16 protein-coding genes are annotated in these 16,839 nt (G+C 72.1%); 13 read left to right on the top strand and 3 right to left on the bottom strand.

The window, feature by feature from the left end; genetic code table 11:
- The first annotated feature begins 68 nt into the window (after window positions 1–68).
- From ACFLIM_RS07755 to ACFLIM_RS07725, 7 genes are all read left to right on the top strand, one after another.
- Entirely contained in the window at window positions 69–527 is a 459-nt protein-coding gene (locus ACFLIM_RS07755) for a MarR family winged helix-turn-helix transcriptional regulator (protein ID WP_393164039.1), read from the top strand.
- The gene (locus tag ACFLIM_RS07750; protein ID WP_393163452.1) at window positions 524–757 is read left to right on the top strand and encodes a small ribosomal subunit Rsm22 family protein; all 234 of its coding nucleotides are present in this window, start codon (window positions 524–526) and stop codon (window positions 755–757) included. The genes ACFLIM_RS07755 and ACFLIM_RS07750 overlap by 4 nt, the downstream gene beginning before the upstream one ends.
- A 106-nt stretch (window positions 758–863) precedes the next feature.
- On the top strand, window positions 864–1,805 hold the full coding sequence (gene sigJ, locus ACFLIM_RS07745) for an RNA polymerase sigma factor SigJ (RefSeq protein ID WP_393163450.1): 942 nt from the start codon (window positions 864–866) through the stop codon (window positions 1,803–1,805).
- Window positions 1,792–2,568 carry a polyprenyl diphosphate synthase gene (gene uppS, locus ACFLIM_RS07740; RefSeq protein ID WP_393163448.1) on the top strand — a complete coding sequence of 259 codons (777 nt, stop codon included), beginning with the start codon at window positions 1,792–1,794 and terminating at the stop codon, window positions 2,566–2,568. Before sigJ ends, uppS begins: the two co-directional genes overlap by 14 nt.
- Window positions 2,569–2,610: 42 nt before the next feature.
- A complete protein-coding gene (locus ACFLIM_RS07735) occupies window positions 2,611–3,381 on the top strand; it encodes a GNAT family N-acetyltransferase (RefSeq protein ID WP_393163445.1) in 771 nt (256 codons plus the stop codon).
- A 40-nt stretch (window positions 3,382–3,421) separates the two neighbouring features.
- Window positions 3,422–4,306 carry a pentapeptide repeat-containing protein gene (locus ACFLIM_RS07730; protein ID WP_393163443.1) on the top strand — a complete coding sequence of 295 codons (885 nt, stop codon included), beginning with the start codon at window positions 3,422–3,424 and terminating at the stop codon, window positions 4,304–4,306.
- A 132-nt stretch (window positions 4,307–4,438) separates the two neighbouring features.
- A complete protein-coding gene (locus ACFLIM_RS07725; protein WP_393163441.1) occupies window positions 4,439–5,302 on the top strand; it encodes an SMP-30/gluconolactonase/LRE family protein in 864 nt (287 codons plus the stop codon).
- A 254-nt stretch (window positions 5,303–5,556) separates the two neighbouring features.
- Here ACFLIM_RS07725 and ACFLIM_RS07720 read toward each other — a convergent pair whose 3' ends face one another.
- Entirely contained in the window at window positions 5,557–6,630 is a 1,074-nt protein-coding gene (locus ACFLIM_RS07720; protein WP_393163439.1) for a TetR/AcrR family transcriptional regulator, read from the bottom strand.
- A gap of 82 nt (window positions 6,631–6,712) precedes the next feature.
- Here ACFLIM_RS07720 and ACFLIM_RS07715 point away from each other — a divergent pair, with 82 nt between their 5' ends.
- The 5 genes from ACFLIM_RS07715 (at window position 6,713) to ACFLIM_RS07695 (ending at window position 12,240) form a co-directional block, all read left to right on the top strand.
- On the top strand, window positions 6,713–7,891 hold the full coding sequence (locus ACFLIM_RS07715; RefSeq protein ID WP_393163437.1) for a cytochrome P450 family protein: 1,179 nt from the start codon (window positions 6,713–6,715) through the stop codon (window positions 7,889–7,891).
- A gap of 7 nt (window positions 7,892–7,898) precedes the next feature.
- Entirely contained in the window at window positions 7,899–9,143 is a 1,245-nt protein-coding gene (gene clpX, locus ACFLIM_RS07710; protein ID WP_393163435.1) for an ATP-dependent Clp protease ATP-binding subunit ClpX, read from the top strand.
- A gap of 348 nt (window positions 9,144–9,491) precedes the next feature.
- Window positions 9,492–10,301 (top strand): putative protein N(5)-glutamine methyltransferase, encoded by an 810-nt coding sequence (locus ACFLIM_RS07705; protein ID WP_393163433.1) that lies wholly within the window; start codon window positions 9,492–9,494, stop codon window positions 10,299–10,301.
- 20 nt (window positions 10,302–10,321) lie between these two features.
- Window positions 10,322–10,939 carry a TetR/AcrR family transcriptional regulator C-terminal domain-containing protein gene (locus tag ACFLIM_RS07700; RefSeq protein WP_393163430.1) on the top strand — a complete coding sequence of 206 codons (618 nt, stop codon included), beginning with the start codon at window positions 10,322–10,324 and terminating at the stop codon, window positions 10,937–10,939.
- Window positions 10,940–11,115: 176 nt separating this feature from the next.
- Window positions 11,116–12,240, top strand: a complete 1,125-nt coding sequence (locus ACFLIM_RS07695) for an esterase-like activity of phytase family protein (RefSeq protein ID WP_393163428.1) — start codon at window positions 11,116–11,118, stop codon at window positions 12,238–12,240.
- A 12-nt stretch (window positions 12,241–12,252) separates the two neighbouring features.
- Here the strand turns inward: ACFLIM_RS07695 and ACFLIM_RS07690 are convergent, their stop codons facing one another.
- Window positions 12,253–15,153: a pyridoxamine 5'-phosphate oxidase family protein gene (locus tag ACFLIM_RS07690; protein WP_393163426.1), complete on the bottom strand. Its 2,901-nt coding sequence runs from the start codon at window positions 15,151–15,153 to the stop codon at window positions 12,253–12,255.
- Window positions 15,150–15,917 carry an HAD family hydrolase gene (locus ACFLIM_RS07685; RefSeq protein ID WP_393163424.1) on the bottom strand — a complete coding sequence of 256 codons (768 nt, stop codon included), beginning with the start codon at window positions 15,915–15,917 and terminating at the stop codon, window positions 15,150–15,152. The genes ACFLIM_RS07690 and ACFLIM_RS07685 overlap by 4 nt, the downstream gene beginning before the upstream one ends.
- 117 nt (window positions 15,918–16,034) lie before the next feature.
- Here ACFLIM_RS07685 and ACFLIM_RS07680 point away from each other — a divergent pair, with 117 nt between their 5' ends.
- On the top strand, window positions 16,035–16,835 hold the full coding sequence (locus tag ACFLIM_RS07680) for a hypothetical protein (protein ID WP_393163421.1): 801 nt from the start codon (window positions 16,035–16,037) through the stop codon (window positions 16,833–16,835).
- The last annotated feature ends 4 nt before the right edge of the window (window positions 16,836–16,839 follow it).

Genomic DNA, 16,839 nt, shown 5'->3' with positions numbered 1-16,839 from the left:
CAGTTGGTTATATGAAGAAAATTAGTTCGTGTCGCGAACGATTGTCAACTAGACTGTGTCGCGTGGTGATGACGAAAGAGCCGGTCCTGCAGTTCACCGACGCGCTCGTACGCCTGGCGCATCTGGTGCAGCAGGTGTTCGGGGAGGTCAGCCGGGAGCACGACCTGACGCCGCAGCAGGCGCAGTTGTTGTGCCTGCTCGTGGGCGGGTCGGTCGGGATGTCGGAGCTGACCCGTTCGCTGCACCTGGAGAAGTCGAGCCTGACCGGGCTCGTGGATCGGGCCGAGAAGCGTGGCCTGGTGGTCCGCACGCGCGACTCCCGTGATCGGCGGGCCTGCCGGATCGAGCTGACGTGCGACGGTGCGCGCATCGCGGTACGCGCGCACAACGGGGTCACCGAGCGCCTGGAGGCGTTGGCGGGGGAGTTGCCCCAGGAGCACAGGGATGTGCTGGCGTCGGCCATCGGCGGGATCCTGGCCGAACACACATCGCAGACCGGCCGCGTCTGGTCCCCGTCGGAGTCGTGAGCGGCGGATCACGCGGTAGCGCTCCGACAGGGCCTGGAACGGCCGCGCCGGCCCCCCGCGTCACCTCCCGGATCCTGCGCCATCCGCACCAGCGCAAGGGCCTGGTGTCCCTGCGCCTGTGCACCGCCGAGAACGGGGTCCGCGACGTGATCGTCTCCAAGCGGCAGGGCGAGCTCTACCGCCTGGCCAGGGACGCCGAATGGGGCGACGGCCGGCCGCGTACCGACTGAAACCCATTGAGACACCCGTCACATTCGCGGCCGCGGCGTCACACTTCGGGTGGGGGCGGGCTCACAGTAGGTGACAAGCCACGACCGTGCCAGGGGGAATGCCGCGATGCCAGAGAGGTCGGCCACGCAGGTCTTCATCGACCACCGCGAGCTGCTGTTCTCCATCGTCTACAACATGCTGGGCAGCGTCGCCGACACCGAGGACGTGCTGCAGGAGACGTGGCTGTCGTGGGCCTCCAGAGATCTGGAGCAGATCGAGAACCCGCGTGCCTACCTGGTGCGGATCGCGGTCAACCGGGCGCTGGCCCGCCAGGCGAGCATCAGCAAGAGGCGCGAGGACTACGTCGGCCCCTGGTTGCCCGAGCCCGTCGCCACCGGGCAGGAGGACGCCGCCGATCCGGCCGTTCGCGCGGAGTCGGTGTCGATGGCGCTGCTCGTGGTGCTGCAGACGCTCACCCCGCTCGAACGCGTCGTCTTCCTGCTGAACGAGGTCTTCGGCTACGCCCACACCGAGATCGGCAAGATCCTCGACCGCACGCCGGCGGCCGTGCGCCAGCTCGCCCACCGCGCCCGCGAACACGTCCACGCCCGCCGCCCCCGCTACGACGTCGACCCGGGGTTGCGGCGCAAGGTCACCGAGCAGTTCCTGTCGGCCGTGTTCGGCGGCGACCTCCAGGGCCTGCTGGGGCTGCTGGCGCCGGACGTGACCCTGTGGTCCGACGGCGGTGGCAAGGCTCCCGCGCCGGGCCTGCGTCCCATCCACGGCCGTGACAAGGTGGCCAGGCTGCTGTCCCGGGGGTCCGGCCGCGTACCGTCCGGTCTGGACGTCCACTACCGCGAGGTGAACGGCGACCCGTCGGCGGTGCTGTTCGACGGCGACGCGCCGTTCGGCATGATGGTGCTGGACCTGACCCCGGACGGCGAGCGGATCGCCGGCATCTACACCGTCACCAACCCCGACAAGCTCACTCATCTCGGACGCGGAAATGAGGAAAGATCAGATTCCGGATCCGCGGACACGCCATCCTTGGAGGATGCGGACGACTGATCTCCTTCACGCCCTGTACGCCCGGCGCCTGCGCCGTCAGGCTACGGCGGGCCCGCTGCCCCGCCACGTCGGCCTGATCATAGACGGCAACCGGCGCTGGGCCAGGCAGATGGGCCTGGCCAACCCGAGCATCGGCCACAAGTACGGCGCCGAGCACATCGCCGACGTGTTGTCGTGGTGCGAGGGGCTGGGCATCGAGCACCTGACTGTGTTCCTGTGCTCGACGGAGAACCTGCAACGGCGCGGGGACGAGGAGGTGGCCTTCCTGCTGCGGGTGATCGAGCGGATGGTCACCGACCGGCTCGACCGGCCCGACGCGCGGTGGCGGGTGCACGTGGCGGGCCTGCTCGATATGCTGCCCGACACCACGGCCCGCGTCCTCAAGAGCGCCGTCGAGGCCACCCGCACGTGCGACACCGGCTTCAACCTGACGCTCGCCATCGGGTACGGGGGCCGCCAGGAAGTGATCGACGCCCTGCGGGAGCTGCTGTACGAGCGGGCCGAGGCCGGGGAGTCGATGCTGGAGCTGGCCTCGACCCTGACCGTGGACGACGTGGCCCGCCACCTGTACACGGCCGGGCAGCCCGACCCCGACCTGGTGATCCGTACCAGTGGTGAGCAGCGCATGTCGAACTTCCTGTTGTGGCAGTCGGCCTACTCGGAGTTGTACTTCTGCGAGGCGTACTGGCCGGCCTTCCGCGAGATCGACTTCCTGCGCGCGCTCCGCAGCTTCGCCGCCCGGCAGCGGCGCTTCGGCGGCTGAATTCGGTTGCCGGGGGAGGGGCGTTGATGCTGAGGTGGCCGGATGGATCGTGACGAGGTGCTGGCCGTGTTCGACCGGCAGATGCGGCGGGAGGCCCGGCCGGACGGACCCGGGATCAGGGTCGAGCGGGCGGGTGACGTGGCGCGGCAGGTCGGCCCCGAGCACGGCTGGAACGGCGTCATCTGGTCGGACCTCGGCCCCGGGAACGCCGACGCGGCGATCGCGGAGCAGGTGCGCTACTTCGGGGGGCGGGCGTTCGAGTGGAAGCTGTACGCCCACGACCGGCCCGCCGACCTCGACCGCCGCCTCCTGGCCGCCGGCTTCACCCCCGAACCTGAGGAAACCCTCATGGTCGCCGAGGTTGGCCGGGAAGGCGGTGACCCGTCCGCCGTCGAGGTGCCGGAGGGCGTCCGGCTGGTGCCGGTGACCGACCGGGACGGGGTGGAGTTGGTGGCCGGCGTTCACGACCGTGCCTTCGGGACCACCCGCGACCACATCAGGGAACGCCTGCTCGACCAGCTCGCCGCCGGCACCGTGATCGCCGTCGTGGCCATGGCCGGCGACGTGCCGATCAGCGGCGCCCGGATGGACCTGCACCCGGGCACCCGGTTCGCGAGCCTGTGGGGCGGCGGCACCGTACCGGAATGGCGCGGGCGGGGCGTCTACCGCGCGCTGGTCGCCTACCGGGCCCGCGAGGCCGCCGCGCGCGGCTACGACTACCTGCAGGTCGACGCCTCCAGCCAGAGCCGGCCGATCCTGCTGCGGCTGGGGTTCGAGCCGCTCACCACGACGACGCCGTACGTCCATGCTTGAGTACCCTTTGATATCCACCACCTGAGAGGAGACCAGCACGTTGCCCGGAACGAACCCGCGCGAGCTCGGCCTGCTGGCCGACTGCGAGAGCTGCTTCGGGCTGTGCTGCGTCGCGCTGCCGTTCTCGGCCTCGGCCGACTTCGCCACGGACAAGGACGCCGGGCAGCCCTGCCACAACCTGCGCGACGACTTCCGCTGCTCCATCCACCAGCAGCTCAGGCAGCGCGGCTTCCCCGGCTGCACCGTGTACGACTGTTTCGGGGCGGGGCAGAAGGTCTCGCAGGTCACGTTCGAGGCCAGGAGCTGGCGGGAGGCTCCGGGGACGGCCAGGCAGATGTACGCGGTGTTCCCGGTCATGCGGCAGCTGCACGAACTGCTGTGGTACCTGGCCGAGGCGCTGACCCTGGAGCCCGCCACGCCGATCCACCCCGAGCTCCGGCACACCCTCGAGGAGACGGAGCGGCTCACCAGGGAGGGCGCCCACGTGCTGGAGAAACTGGACGTGGCGGCACACCGGGCCGACGTCAACGCCCTGCTGCTCCGTACGAGTGAGCTGGTCAGGGCCGGGCGCGAGGGCAAGGACCGCAGGGGAGCGGACCTGATCGGCGCCAAGCTCAAGGGAGCCGGCCTGCGCGCGGCCAACCTTCGCGGGGCCTACTTGATCGGCGCCGATCTGCGGGGTGCGGACCTGCGGCAGGCCGACCTGATCGGGGCCGACCTCAGAGGCGCCGACCTGGCCGGGGCCGACCTCACCGGCGCCTTCTTCCTCACCCAGGCCCAGCTCAACGCCGCCAAGGGCGACGCCGCCACCCTCCTCCCGGCCTCACTCACCCACCCGGCCCACTGGGCGGACCCCCGCACCGCGCCGGGACCGGACGCCCGGAGCAGACCGGGCCGCGCCAGCCGCACCCCGCGCCGCCGCTGACGCCGTTCACCGGGATGCCGCGGGCGGACGCTCGCCGAGGATCGGTGCGATGGCCGGAGAGCGCCTTCAAGGGCGGCGGGAATGTCAATAGGGTCGGAGATCACACCAGCGTGACCGCTAAGGAGACCCGGTATGACCATCACCCCGTACACCGTGACCGACCCCGTCGCCGAGCACGGAGAGGGGCCCGTGTGGTCCGGGCGCTGGGGCGGGTTGCGGTGGGTCGACATGCTGGCCGGGGACGTGCTGGCGCTCGACCCCCAAGGCCGGGTACGCCGCCGCCATGTGGGTCCGGTGGCCGCCGTCGTGCGCCCGCGCGTGTCCGGTGGTTACGTGGTCGCCTCCGAACGCGAGCTGCTGCTGTCCGACTCCGACGACCTGGACGCCCCCCTGCGTTCCCTCGGCGAGGCGTGGACCGACCCCGCGATCCGGATGAACGAGGGCGGCTGCGACCCCGGCGGCCGCTTCTACATCGGCAGCATGGCCTACGACGCGAGCCCCGGGCGCGGGTCGCTGTACGTGGCCGAACCCGACGGCCGGCTGCGCGTGGTGGTGCCGGGGGTGACGATCTCCAACGGGTTCGACTTCAGCCCGGACGGCGCCCTGGCCTACTACGCCGACACCGCGACCGGGCGCGTCGACGTGTTCGACTACGACCCGGAGGGCGGGCTCACGGGGCGGCGGCCGTTCGCGGTGGTCGACCCCGAGCGCGGGGCTCCCGACGGGCTGACGGTGGACGCCGATGGCGGGGTCTGGGTGGCGTTGTGGCAGGGCTGGGCCGTGCACAGGTACACCCCGGAAGGGCGGCTGGACGCCGTGATCGACCTGCCGGTGCGGAAGGTCACGGCGGTGACGTTCGGGGGAGAGGAGCTCGACCGGTTGTTCATCACCACTTCGGCCCTCGACGTGGACCGCGCCGAGCAGCCGGACGCGGGCGCCGTCTTCGCGGCCGACCCCGGCGTGCGGGGCCGCCCGGTGCTCCCGGCGACCCTCTGACCTTCAGGGTTCGGGGGAGCGCAGCGGGGATTTGGTGGGGGGCGACGTCCAGCACGCGCCAGCGGACGGGAAGGGCCGTCTGCGGCGTCAGCCGGCTCTCCAGCAACACCACGGTCGCCTGATAGGCCACCGACAGGCGGTCGGGCGCCGGCGTGAACGTCGCCCATCACTTGGACAGCGCTTCCCCGCTCAGCGGTTCCATCGAGCGGCGAACCGGATCGATCCGCTCGTCCGCGTGGATGGGCCGAGGCCGGTCAGTAGCGGTAGGACGCGGCGGCGTTACAGGCGCCGAAGCCGCCGGCGCGCAGGACGACGCGGCCCGACCGGACCCGGATCGCGGTCTCGGTGCCGTCCCCGGCCTCCGCCACTCCGGCCGCCGCCGCCAGCTCGCCCGACTCGTCGTACACCATCCGCAGCCGCGGCCACGCCGGGCGCGGGAACGTCTGGCGCAGGCACGTGCACAGCTCGGCGATCACCAGCCGGGCCAGCGGCAGCAGCTCCTGGGGCGCGCTGGTGACGACGACGGCGGTGACCTCGGCACCCGGCGGCGCCGCGCGTACGGCCTCCTCGGCGGCGGACAGCCGGTGCAACCCCAGCACCGCCACCACCCCGTCGCCGGACAGGCGCACCCGCTCGCCCGTGATCGCGTCCAGAGAAGAGGACGGCGGCGACCACGGCGAGTCGATCTCCCGCACCTCCGGGATCATCGGCGCCACCGCCCACCGGTCGCCCAGGTCCAGGTCGGCGAGCTGCTCGCACACCCGGATGACGTTGAACGGCTCCACGAACCCCGGCGCCGCCGCCGACAGCTGCCCGGCCCCCTGCAGGACGGTCAGGACGGCCTCGGCCAGCCGAACCAGGCGCCCGTCCGGCTCCCGGGGCGGGCGCAGCCGCTCCATGGCGAGCCCGAGCAGCACCGCGTTCAGCTTCATGAGCTGCGCGAACGGCCGTCGCGTGACCTCGTCGGCGAGGATCTCGGGCATCAGGTCCATGCCCAGCCTGGTCGGGCCGTGCTCGTCGTCGGTGGCCAGCGGCAGCCGGGTCACCCACGTGCGGGCCACCCCGGCGAGCGCCTCGCGCACGGTGAGCGCGGGCTCCGGCTGCTCGGCCACGGGAGCGCGCTCGGCCAGCTCGGCCAGGACGGCGAAATAGAGCGCCCGCTTGCCGGGGAAGTTGGAGTAGACCGCGCCGCGCGTGAGGTCGGCGCGGTCGGCGATGTGGTCGATCTTCGCGTCCCGGAATCCGCGCTCAGCGAACTCCTCCCTGGCCGCGGCCAGCACTTTCGCGCGATTTCGCTCCTGAGCCTCCGCTCTGGTGAGCCGGACCATCGTCCTCCTCGTTGCCGTTCGCTCCCGGGCCAAGATACCGTGAACATTCAGATGATGGGATCATTCGAAATCTGGAGTGGCGATGACCGACGTGCCTGAGATCGACCTGACCGACCTCGCGGTGCTGCAGGACCCGTTCACCGCGTACGCGCGGGCCAGGGAGCAGTCGCCGGTGGCCCGGCTGCTGGCGCCCGGGTACGCGTTCTGGGCCGTGATGCGGCACGAGGAGGCCAGGGCGATGCTGACCGACCCGCGCCTCGAGATCAACGCGGGCAGCTTCATGCGGCCCGACGTGCCGGAGCACTGCCTGCCCTACATGCGCACCATGTCCGAGATGAACGGCCCCGAGCACGCGCGGCTGCGCAGGCTGGTGGCGCCCGCGTTCACGCCGCGCAAGGCCGCCGAGTTCGGGCCGCGGATCGAGCGGATCGTGGACGGCCTGCTCGACGAGCTGGACGGGCAAACCGCCGTGGACCTGCTGGCGCACTTCGCCCGGCCGCTGCCGATCGAGGTGATCTGCGAGCTGGTCGGCATCCCGGCCGCCGACCGCCCCCGCTGGCGCGAGTTCGGGGCCGCCGTCGCGGGCGGGCACGGGGAGAAGTTCGCGCAGGCCATCCCGGGGATCCTGGAGGGCGCCAAGGTGGCGGTCGCCAGGGGCGTGGCCGAGCCGGGCGACGACCTCATCTCCGACCTCGCCCGCGTCATGGAGGAGGACGGCGACCGGCTGGACGAGGTCGAGCTGGTCACCATGATCTGGCAGCTCGTGCTGGCCGGCCAGACGCCCACGAATCTCATCGCCAACGCCGTGCACGCCCTGCTCTCCCACCCCGCGCAGCTCGCCGCGCTGCGCGCCGACCCGGAGCTCATGCCGCGCGCCGTGGCGGAGCTGATGCGCTGGTGCGGGCCGCAACTGCTGACCATCCCCCGCTTCACCAGGGAGGACGTCGAGATCGGCGGCGTGCTCATCCCCAAGGGGGAGCCGGTCACCGCCTCGATCGCCTCCGCCAACCGGGACCCGCGGGTGTTCGAGGAGCCGGACAGGCTCGACCTCGGGCGGGAGCCGGCGGGGCACCTCGGGTTCGCGCACGGGCCGCACTTCTGCGTCGGCGCCTCGCTGGCCCGCGTGCAGACCGGCCTCGCGCTCGGCGGCCTGCTGCGCCGCTTCCCCGGCCTGGCGCTCGCGGGGGAGTCCCGGCAGACCCCCGACCCGGGTACGTGGCGCCTGACGTCCCTGCCCATGACCCTGCGACCGGCCGGCTGAGGCCCCGGTGGCGCGCATCGGCAAGGGTGGGGACCTGCTGCTCTGCTCGTTCTGCGGGAAGAGCCAGAAAGAGGTGCGCAAGCTCATCGCGGGCCCGCCGTCCGTCTACATCTGCGACGAGTGCGTGGGGCTCTGCACGGAGCTCATCGCGGAAGAGCTCGAGGCCGGCGAGGCTCTCGAGCTGCCCACGCCGCGCGAGATCTGCGCGTTCCTCGATCAGTACGTGATCGGCCAGGAACAGGCCAAGAAGGCGCTGTCGGTCGCGGTCTACAACCACTACAAGCGGGTACGGCCGGCCAAGGACGAGTCCGTCGAGCTGGGCAAGTCGAACATCCTGCTGGTCGGCCCCACGGGCAGCGGCAAGACGTACCTGGTGCAGACGCTGGCGCGGATGCTCGACGTGCCGTTCGCCATCGCCGACGCCACCGCGCTCACCGAGGCCGGCTACGTCGGCGACGACGTCGAGAACATGTTGCTCAAGCTCATCCAGGCGGCCGGCTTCGACGTCGGGAAGGCCGAGACCGGCATCGTCTACATCGACGAGATCGACAAGATCGCCCGCAAGAGCGAGAACCCGTCGATCACCCGCGACGTCTCAGGCGAGGGGGTCCAGCAGGCGCTGCTGAAGATCCTGGAGGGCACGGTCGCCGGCGTGCCGCCGCAGGGCGGCAGGAAACATCCGCACCAGGACCTCGTCCAGATCGACACGACCAATGTGCTGTTCATCGCGGGCGGCGCGTTCGCGGGCCTGGAGGAGATCATCGAGCGCCGGGCCGTCCGCGGAGGCGCCGGGTTCGGCGCCGTGCCGCGGGCCGGCGACGACGACCTCCTGTCCCAGGTCATGCCGCAGGATCTGCTGACGTACGGGCTGATCCCCGAGCTGGTCGGCAGGCTCCCTGTGGTGACGGCGCTGCGGCCGCTGGACCGTACGGCGCTGATGCGGATGCTCACCGAGCCGCGCAACGCGCTGATCAAGCAGTACCGGAGGTTGTTCGAGCTGGACGGGGTGGAGCTGGAGTTCGACGAGGACGCCGTGTCGGCCGTCGCCGAGCAGGCGCTGCTGCGCCGCACCGGCGCCAGGGCCACCCGGGCGATCCTCGAAGAGGTGCTGCTCAACGTGATGTATGAGGTGCCGAGCCGGGACGACGTGGCCCGCGTCGTGATCACCCGCGACACGGTGCTCGACAACGTCAACCCGACCCTGGTGCCGCGTGATCATCGCGACATGGAGCCCCGCGAGAAGTCCGCCTGAGGACGCCGGCGCAGACGCCTGCCACCCGGGCGGGACCGCCGTCCGCCCGGGTGGCAGGGGCCTCAGGCGCCAGGGCCCGGTCCGGCCGGGCACGGGATCACGAACATGTACGACCGCCTCGGCGCCATCGGCGGCGCCCTCACCATCGACACGAGCCCGGGCGCCGGGCTGCACCTGCACGGGGACATCCCGGCCGCTCGCAGGATGTGAAAGTCCCTCTGGTACTGTGACTCGACAGATCGTCCTAGGGAGGTGAGCCCCATTACCGCTGTGTCAAGCTGGGTGCTCCCTTCCAGCACCGGGATCAGGTGACCGCGGGAGCGCCCATCGGCATCCCGAAAGGCTCCCATGTCGGTTTTCTCATCATCTATCCCTACGCCTGCCATCGTCGCGAGGCTCCGTGCCGCCGGTTGCGTGTTCGCCGAGGACGAGGCGGAGCTGCTCGTGTCCACCGCGCGCACGTCCGCCGAGATCACCGCCATGGTCGAGCGGCGAGTCGCCGGCGAACCCCTCGAACACGTCCTGGGCTGGGCGGAGTTCTGCGGCCTGCGGGTGGCCGTCGAACCCGGGGTGTTCGTGCCCCGTCCGCGTACCGAGTTCCTCATCCGGCAGGCCGTCGCGCTGGCCCGTGAGGCCGCCGGGGTGCCGGTCGTGCTCGACATGTGCTGCGGCACGGGCGCGATGGGCGCGGCGCTGGCCGGCTGGCTCGGGCGGGCCGAACTGCACGCCGCCGACCTCGACCCCGCCGCCGTGCGCTGCGCCCGGCGCAACCTCCCCGGCGCGCACGTCTATGCGGGCGACCTGTACGAGCCCCTGCCCGCCTCGTTGCGGGGCCGGGTGCACATCGTGATCGCCAGCCCGCCGTACGTGCCGTCGGAGTCGGTCGGCCTGCTGCCTCCCGAGGCCCGGCTGCACGAGCCGCTGCTGGCGCTCGACGGCGGTGGCGACGGGCTCGACGTGGTGCGCCGGGTGATCGCCGGAGCGCCGGGCTGGCTCGCGCCCGGCGGCCACCTGCTGGTGGAGACGAGCGAACGGCAGGCGGCGGCGACCGTCGAGGCCGTCGCCCGCGCCGGGCTGGTGGCCCGAGCGGAGATGTCCGGCGAACTGGACGCCACCGCCGTCATCGGGACCCTGCGCCGCGAGCCCCGCAGCCCTTAGCACTGTTAAGGTGTCAGGCGATGGCACAAAAGGGACTGGCGCGCGACATGGTGGTGCGCGCGGCGCTGGAGTTGCTCGACGAGGCGGGGCTGGACGGGTTGTCCGTGCGCCGCCTCGCCGCCCGCCTGGGCGTGCAGAACCCCGCGCTCTACTGGCATTTTCGCAACAAGCAGGAGCTGCTCGACGAGATGTCGCGGGAGCTGCTGGCCCCGGACATGGGCGGGCCGCGCGAGGGCGAGTCGTGGCGCGACTGGCTGACCCGGCGCGCGTACGCCTACCGGCGCATGTTGCTGAGCCACCGCGACGGAGCCCGGCTGGTCACCACCAGCGACCCGGGTCCCGGCGTGGCGCGGGTGTTCGAGGAGGAGCTGAAGGCGCTGGTCGGGCTGGGGTTCACGCCCGCGCAGGGCCTGCACGCGATCAGCTCCATCAGCCACTACACCGTCGGCTTCGTGCTGAACGAGCAGGCCCAGCGCGAACGCGAGGCCCGCGGTGACGCCCAGGAGCTGGCCGCGTACGCCGACTTCCCCTTCACGGTCGCGGCCGTGCGCGAGGGCGGCGCTCCCCGGAGCGAGGAGGCGTTCGCGTACGGCCTGCGGCTCATCCTGGACGGCTTGGCCGCGTCCACCCACACGTGATCTACATTGTAAAGGGCCTGGGGTCGATGTGAATTCCGACCGCAAGCCCTTTATAGCCTGCGACGTGCGGTTATATGTGCGTGGACTTCGCCGGTGATTCGCGGTTTCATTTCCCCGTCAGTTCGGTCGGCGGACCTTTGAATTCGGGGGAATATATGCCTCGTTCGCGAAGAATAATGGAAATTGCCGTCGCGTTCGCGGTGGCGTCGGTGAGCGTCACCCAACCGGCATCGGCGGCGGCGGAGCGGCGGGAGCCCGTGCGGATCACCCGGTTCCTGGGGGAGCAGCGGGTGCCGCACAAGATGACGCTCGGGGGGACCACCGTCGGCGGCCTGTCGGGGATCGACCGGGACCCGCGCACCGGCCTGTGGTACTTCATCTCCGACGACCGGTGGCGCTACAACCCGGCCCGCTTCTACACCGGCCGGCTGGACATCGACCGGGAGTCGGGGGCGTTCAACGGGGTGCGGCTGACGGGCGTCACGACGCTGCGCCGGGCCGACGGGACGCCGTACCCGGGCTATGGAAAGGCGCAGGCGGCCGATCCCGAGTCGATCAGGTTCGACCGGTGGAGCGGGCGGTTGTTGTGGGGAGACGAGGGGGACCGGCCGGACACCGCGAACCCGGACATCCCTATCACAGCCGCGGCGGTGCGGACGATGAGCGTTCAGGGGCGGCACGAGAGCGCGTTGCGGGTGCCGCCGAACCTGCGGCTGACGGACGCCGAGAGCGGGCCGCGGCGTAACTTCGGCTTCGAGGGGCTGGCCGTCTCGGCGCGTACGATCACCGCCGTGACCGAGGGCCCGCGTTACGAGGACGGGCAGGTGCCGACGGTGGAGCGGGGCGCGCCCGCGCGGCTGACCGTGTGGAGCCGCCAGGGCGACGTGCGCGCCCAGTACGCCTACCCGCTCGATCCGCTGCCGACGGCGCCGGTCCCGGCGACGGGGCTGTCCGATTCCGGGGTGTCGGAGATCCTGCCCGTCGACGAGTCCCGCTACCTGGCGCTGGAGCGGGCCTGGATCGAGGGTGTCGGCTACCGGGTGCGGCTCTACGAGGTCGACCTGCGGGGCGCCACGAACGTGCTGGCCAGCAACGATCTGGCCGGCCCGTACCAGCCGGTGGCCAAGCGCCTGGTCTACGACCTGGGCTCGTTCCGCCCGCCGGTGCAGAACCTGGAGAGCCTGGCCTGGGGGCCGCGGCTGGCGAGCGGCGAGTGCACGCTGGTGATCGGCTCGGACGACAACTTCGACCAGCGCGAGGTGACGCAGTTCATGGCGTTCGGCGCGACGGGCTGCCCGTAGGGCGGTCTGCGGTCACATGCCGTGGATGCGGCGGCCGACGATCTGGTGCGGCACGATCCGGATGTAGAGCAGGCGCTCGCCGCCCGCCCACGGCGTGACGCCCGAGCCGGCGGCTTCGGCCGTCTCCTCGGGTGGCACGTGGTGGGCGGGGCCCTGCACCAGGACGCTCCAGCCTTCGCGGTTGGCCTCGTCGATCATGTCGATCTCGAACGCGATCTTGATGTCGACTCCGGCGAGGCCGGTGCGCAGGTCCCGGTCCATGGGGCCGCCGACGGCGGTGCGGAAGATGATGGCGCCGTGGTGCATCTTGTAGTTGACGGGCAGCACGGTCGGCCCGTGTGAGCCGTTGAACGCCACTCGCCCGATCCCCCCTGGCTCGATCAGCCGCAGGCACTCCTCCTGCTCCAGCACCTCCAGGGTGGGGTGGGCCATGGCGGGCCCGTACCCCGGCGGCCGGTCCTGGCGGGCGCCCAGCAGGTCGTCGACCGTGGTCTGCAGGGCGTCGGCCAGCCGGTAGAGCGCGCCGGTGTCCGGGGTGTCGGGGTTCTCCTCCAGATACTTGACGTAGCCCGGCGACATGTCGGCCTGCTCGGCGACCTGCTCGTGGGTCAGCCCGAGGCGTTCGCGGTGGTGGATGATGCGGCGTCCCAGATCACCTGTGCGTGTCATGATCGCTTCTCCTCGTCTGTAGGTACGGCGTGCGATGCCGTTGATACGTGCCTCGCGGTCGTCGGCGTCGATGAAGATCTGGCGCCCGTGGTATCGGATCGGCATGGACAGCAGGCCGAGCCGGTCGGGCACCAGGGGGTCCAGGTGGAGCCCGTCGCGCCGGAGTTCGAGACCCAGATAGCAGCGTTGGAGGAGGTCGAGGGTGCCGCCCATGGCGCCCAGGTGGATGCCTTCGGCGGTGGTGCCGCGCTGGACGTCTTTGAGGTCGCTTTGGAGGGCTTCGGTGAAGAATTCCCACGACTGCGCCCTGTTGGAGCGGGCCAGGACCCAGGCGTGCACGATGGCGCTGAGGGTGGAGCCGTGGCTGGTGCGTTCGAGGTAGTAGGAGATGGTGCGCGGGATGAGGCCGGGTTCGACCGGGTAGCCGAGGCGTCGCAGGATGGCGGTCAGCTCGTCGCCGGGCAGCAGGTAGCACAGCATGAGGGTGTCGGCCTGCTTGGAGGCCTTGTAGCGGTTGACGTCGTCGCCCTCGGCTTCGAGTGCGCGGTCGAGGCGGCGCACTCCCCGGTAGCGGTCCCAGTCGAGCTCGCGCAGGTCGGCGTAGCCGGTGAACTGGCTGATGACGCCGTCGTGGAAGTCGACCCGCATGCGCCGGCCGACGTCGTCCCAGCGGGCCAGCTCGGCGGCGGTGGGCGCCAGGTGGGGCGCGAGTTCGGCGGTGTCGCGGGCGCGCATCATCAGCCAGACGGTCATGACGTTGGTGTAGGCGTTGTTGGCCAGGCCGGGGGCGGTCGCGCCGGGGTAGCTGTCGTGGTATTCGTCGGGGCCCATGACGCCGCGGATCTCGTACCGGCCGTTGGCGGGCTCGGCCAGTGAGGCGAAGAACCTGGCGATGTCGAGCAGCAGCTCGGCGCACCACGGTGGCATGGAGCCGGTGGCGAGGTAATGCTGCCAGACGTTGTAGGCGATGGCCAGGCCGACGTGCCGCTGCAGGTGGGAGCGGTCGGGCAGCCAGCGGCCGGAGGCGGGGTTGAGGTGCAGGGTCTGGGTCTCCTCGCGGCCGTCGCTGCCGCTCTGCCACGGGAACATGGCGCCGTCGTGCCCGGCCGCCCTGGCCGCGTCCCTGGCTTCGGGCAGGCGGCGCCAGCGGTAGCGCAGCAGGCCGACGGAGATCTCGGGGAAGCGCAGGTCCAGCCAGGGCTGGACGAACAGCTCGTCCCAGAACACGTGCCCCCGGTACGCCTCGCCGTGCAGGCCGCGGGCCGGGACCCCGGCGTCGAGGTCGGCGGTGTGCGGGGAGAGGGTCTGGAGCAGGTGGAAGATGTGCAGGTGGACGATCCGCGTCAGCTCGGGGCCGTCCACGTCGAGGCAGGCGCGCCGCCACAGGCGTTCCCAGGCGGCTTCGTGGCGGGCCAGGAGGTGGTCGAAGCGCGGCGCCCGGCGGACGTGGCGCAGGGCCGCCGAGCGGGCGTCGTGGCTGGCGGGGTCGCGCGAGGTCGTCAGCGCGACGATCTTCGTGAGCCTGGCCGGTTCGCCTGGGGCCAGGTCGAGTACGTGGTCGGAGGTGATGTGGTCCTGGGCGAGCGACGGGCGGGCGGGGGCGTCGGTGTCGATCCTGGCGGCCAGGGCCACGGTGATGTGGGAGGAGCGGGTGACGGCCGTCAGCCAGGCCAGGTCGTCCTCGGAGCCGGTGGCGTGCCCGGTGAGGTGGTCGCCGCGCAGGTCGCGGTAGCGGGGCACGCCGCAGTTGGCGACGCGGCCCTCCAAGGTGGCGTGTACGCGGAGGGGGCCCGCCCAGTTCTCGGCGGTGAAGGTGGTTTCGAGGGCGGCCAGGTAGGGGTCGGCCATGGAGACCAGGCGGCGCTGGCGTACCAGGGTGGTCCTGCCTTCGCCGTCGCGCCAGCGCAGCTCGCGCAGCAGGACGCCGTGGCGCAGGTCGAGCTCGTGCCGGTAGAGCGGCAGGTCGGCCCGCTGCGGCCGGAACCAGTCGGATCCCGGGGTGGCGAACCTGAGGGGGAGCCAGTCGGGCAGGTTGACCAGGTCCTCGTTCGTCACGGTGCGGCCGGCGACGTTGGAGTCGAGGCGGTCGTAGCAGCCTGCCATGTACGTGCCGGGGGTGCGCGGCCGGCCGTCGGGGGTGGCGCCGCGGGTGGCGAAGCGGCCGTTGCCGAGCGTGCACAGGGCCTCGCGCAGGCCTTCGGCTGCCGGGTCGAAGCCTTCGTAGGTGAGGATCCAGGCGTTCATCGCCGCCCCACGGGCACGCGCCCGGCCACGGTCGCGTCGGCCAGGTCCTGGACGACGACGTCCGCCCCGGCGGCCCGCATCGCCGCCTGAGATCCGTCGTGCGCCGATCCCGCTCCGCTCCTGTCCACCGCGACGACCAGCCCGAACCCGCCCCTGCGCCCCGCTTCGACACCCGGGAGGGCGTCCTCCACGATCGCCACCTCGGCCGGGGGCAGCTCCAGGCGGCGCGCGGCCTCCAGGAACAGCGCGGGGTCAGGCTTGCCCGGCAGGCCCAGCTCGGCTGCGTCGTTGCCGTCCACCAGCACGTCGAACAGGTGCAGCAGGCCCGCCGACGACACGACCGCGCGGCAGTGCCTGCTGGCCGACACGACGGCGGTACGGCAGCCGCGCCGGCGCAGCTCGTGCAGCAGGACGACGGTGCCGGGGAAGGCGGCCACCCCGTGCCGCTCGATCTGCTCGACGAACAGCGCGTCCTTGGCCAGGCCCAGCCCGTGCACGGTGGCCGCCCCGGACTCGTCGTCCGGGCCGCCCTCGGGCAGCGAGATGCCGCGCGAGGCGAGGAACGTACGGACTCCGTCCAGGCGTGGCCGCCCGTCCACGTGCCGCAGGTAGTCGGCCAGGATGTCGAACGGCGCCGAGCGGCCCCGCAGGAAGGCGTCGAACACGTGTTTCCACGCGGCGGCGTGCACCCGTGCCGTGTCGGTGACCACGCCGTCGGTGTCGAAGACGACCGCGCGGAGCCTGGTCAGGTCGAAGGTGGCCATGTTCTGGACGCTACCCGCGCACGCGCCCCCCAGCCATGAGCCGCCGGACCGGCGCGGACGCGTCCCATGAGGTCGGCGCGCTGCGGGTACTTCCTTCGGTGACGCCGGGAGGTGCCTATGGAATGGTTCAGCGGGCGTGCCGTGCCGCTGCCGATCATGGCCGGGCTGATCGTGGCCGGGCTGATCGTCGCCGGATGCGGCGACGGGGGAGGGCCACGAGCCACGGCCACCGTGACGGGCTCACCTCCGACCACGAGCCTGCCCCCGCCCACGACCATCACCCCCGGGCCTCGTCCCCGCGATGTCCTGGTCGCCGGGGGCTATCAGCCGCTGTGGCCGTTCTCCGGTCCGGAGGAGGTGGCGGCCTGGCAGCGTTCATACCGTGCGGACGGCCGCCAGGCGTGGCGGCTGGACGCGGCCCGTACCGCGATCGCCTTCACCCGCGACTACCTCGGCTTCACCGAGATCGGCCAGGCCGTCACGACCGTGAGCCAGGGGCGGCACGCGCGGGTCCACGTCGGCTTCCGCGGTGAGGAGGGGCCCCGGCCGCTGGTCGCGGCCGTCGTCCACCTCGTCAGGTACGGCTCGGGCGGGGACGCGCCGTGGGAGGTGGTCGGCACGGACGACACGTCGTTCTCGCTCACCGAGCCCGGCTACGGCGCGAGGGTGGGCTCGCCGGTGACCGTGGGCGGACGCATCTCGGGCGTGGACGAGAGCATCAGGATCCAGGTACGCGGGCCGGGCGCCGCCGAGCCGTTGGGCGAGTCGTGCTGCGTGGGCGCGGGAGGGACCAACACGCCCTGGTCTGGCGAGGTCGCCTTCACGGCGATCCCGGGACGGACGCTGACCATCGTGGCCTCCACCGGCGGCCACGTCGCCGCCGTGGAACGCTTCGCGGTGACCGGAGTGGCCACCTAGAAGC

The sequence above is a fragment of the Nonomuraea marmarensis genome (assembly GCF_043197025.1).
GTDB classification, from domain to species: Bacteria; Actinomycetota; Actinomycetes; order Streptosporangiales; family Streptosporangiaceae; genus Nonomuraea; species Nonomuraea marmarensis.
Note: the sequence above shows the minus strand (reverse complement) of the source record. Positions and strands in the feature narration are given on the sequence as shown.

What these genes read in the sequence shown, in the direction of transcription:
- ACFLIM_RS07755 (WP_393164039.1), top strand. Translation starts at nt 69, where the DNA reads ATGACGAAAGAGCCGGTCCTGCAGTTCACCGACGCGCTCGTACGCCTG.
- sigJ (WP_393163450.1), top strand. Translation starts at nt 864, where the DNA reads ATGCCAGAGAGGTCGGCCACGCAGGTCTTCATCGACCACCGCGAGCTG.
- uppS (WP_393163448.1), top strand. Translation starts at nt 1,792, where the DNA reads ATGCGGACGACTGATCTCCTTCACGCCCTGTACGCCCGGCGCCTGCGC.
- ACFLIM_RS07735 (WP_393163445.1), top strand. Translation starts at nt 2,611, where the DNA reads ATGGATCGTGACGAGGTGCTGGCCGTGTTCGACCGGCAGATGCGGCGG.
- ACFLIM_RS07725 (WP_393163441.1), top strand. Translation starts at nt 4,439, where the DNA reads ATGACCATCACCCCGTACACCGTGACCGACCCCGTCGCCGAGCACGGA.
- ACFLIM_RS07720 (WP_393163439.1), bottom strand. Translation starts at nt 6,630, where the DNA reads ATGGTCCGGCTCACCAGAGCGGAGGCTCAGGAGCGAAATCGCGCGAAA.
- ACFLIM_RS07715 (WP_393163437.1), top strand. Translation starts at nt 6,713, where the DNA reads ATGACCGACGTGCCTGAGATCGACCTGACCGACCTCGCGGTGCTGCAG.
- ACFLIM_RS07705 (WP_393163433.1), top strand. Translation starts at nt 9,492, where the DNA reads ATGTCGGTTTTCTCATCATCTATCCCTACGCCTGCCATCGTCGCGAGG.
- ACFLIM_RS07700 (WP_393163430.1), top strand. Translation starts at nt 10,322, where the DNA reads ATGGCACAAAAGGGACTGGCGCGCGACATGGTGGTGCGCGCGGCGCTG.
- ACFLIM_RS07695 (WP_393163428.1), top strand. Translation starts at nt 11,116, where the DNA reads ATGGAAATTGCCGTCGCGTTCGCGGTGGCGTCGGTGAGCGTCACCCAA.
- ACFLIM_RS07690 (WP_393163426.1), bottom strand. Translation starts at nt 15,153, where the DNA reads ATGAACGCCTGGATCCTCACCTACGAAGGCTTCGACCCGGCAGCCGAA.
- ACFLIM_RS07685 (WP_393163424.1), bottom strand. Translation starts at nt 15,917, where the DNA reads ATGGCCACCTTCGACCTGACCAGGCTCCGCGCGGTCGTCTTCGACACC.
- ACFLIM_RS07680 (WP_393163421.1), top strand. Translation starts at nt 16,035, where the DNA reads ATGGAATGGTTCAGCGGGCGTGCCGTGCCGCTGCCGATCATGGCCGGG.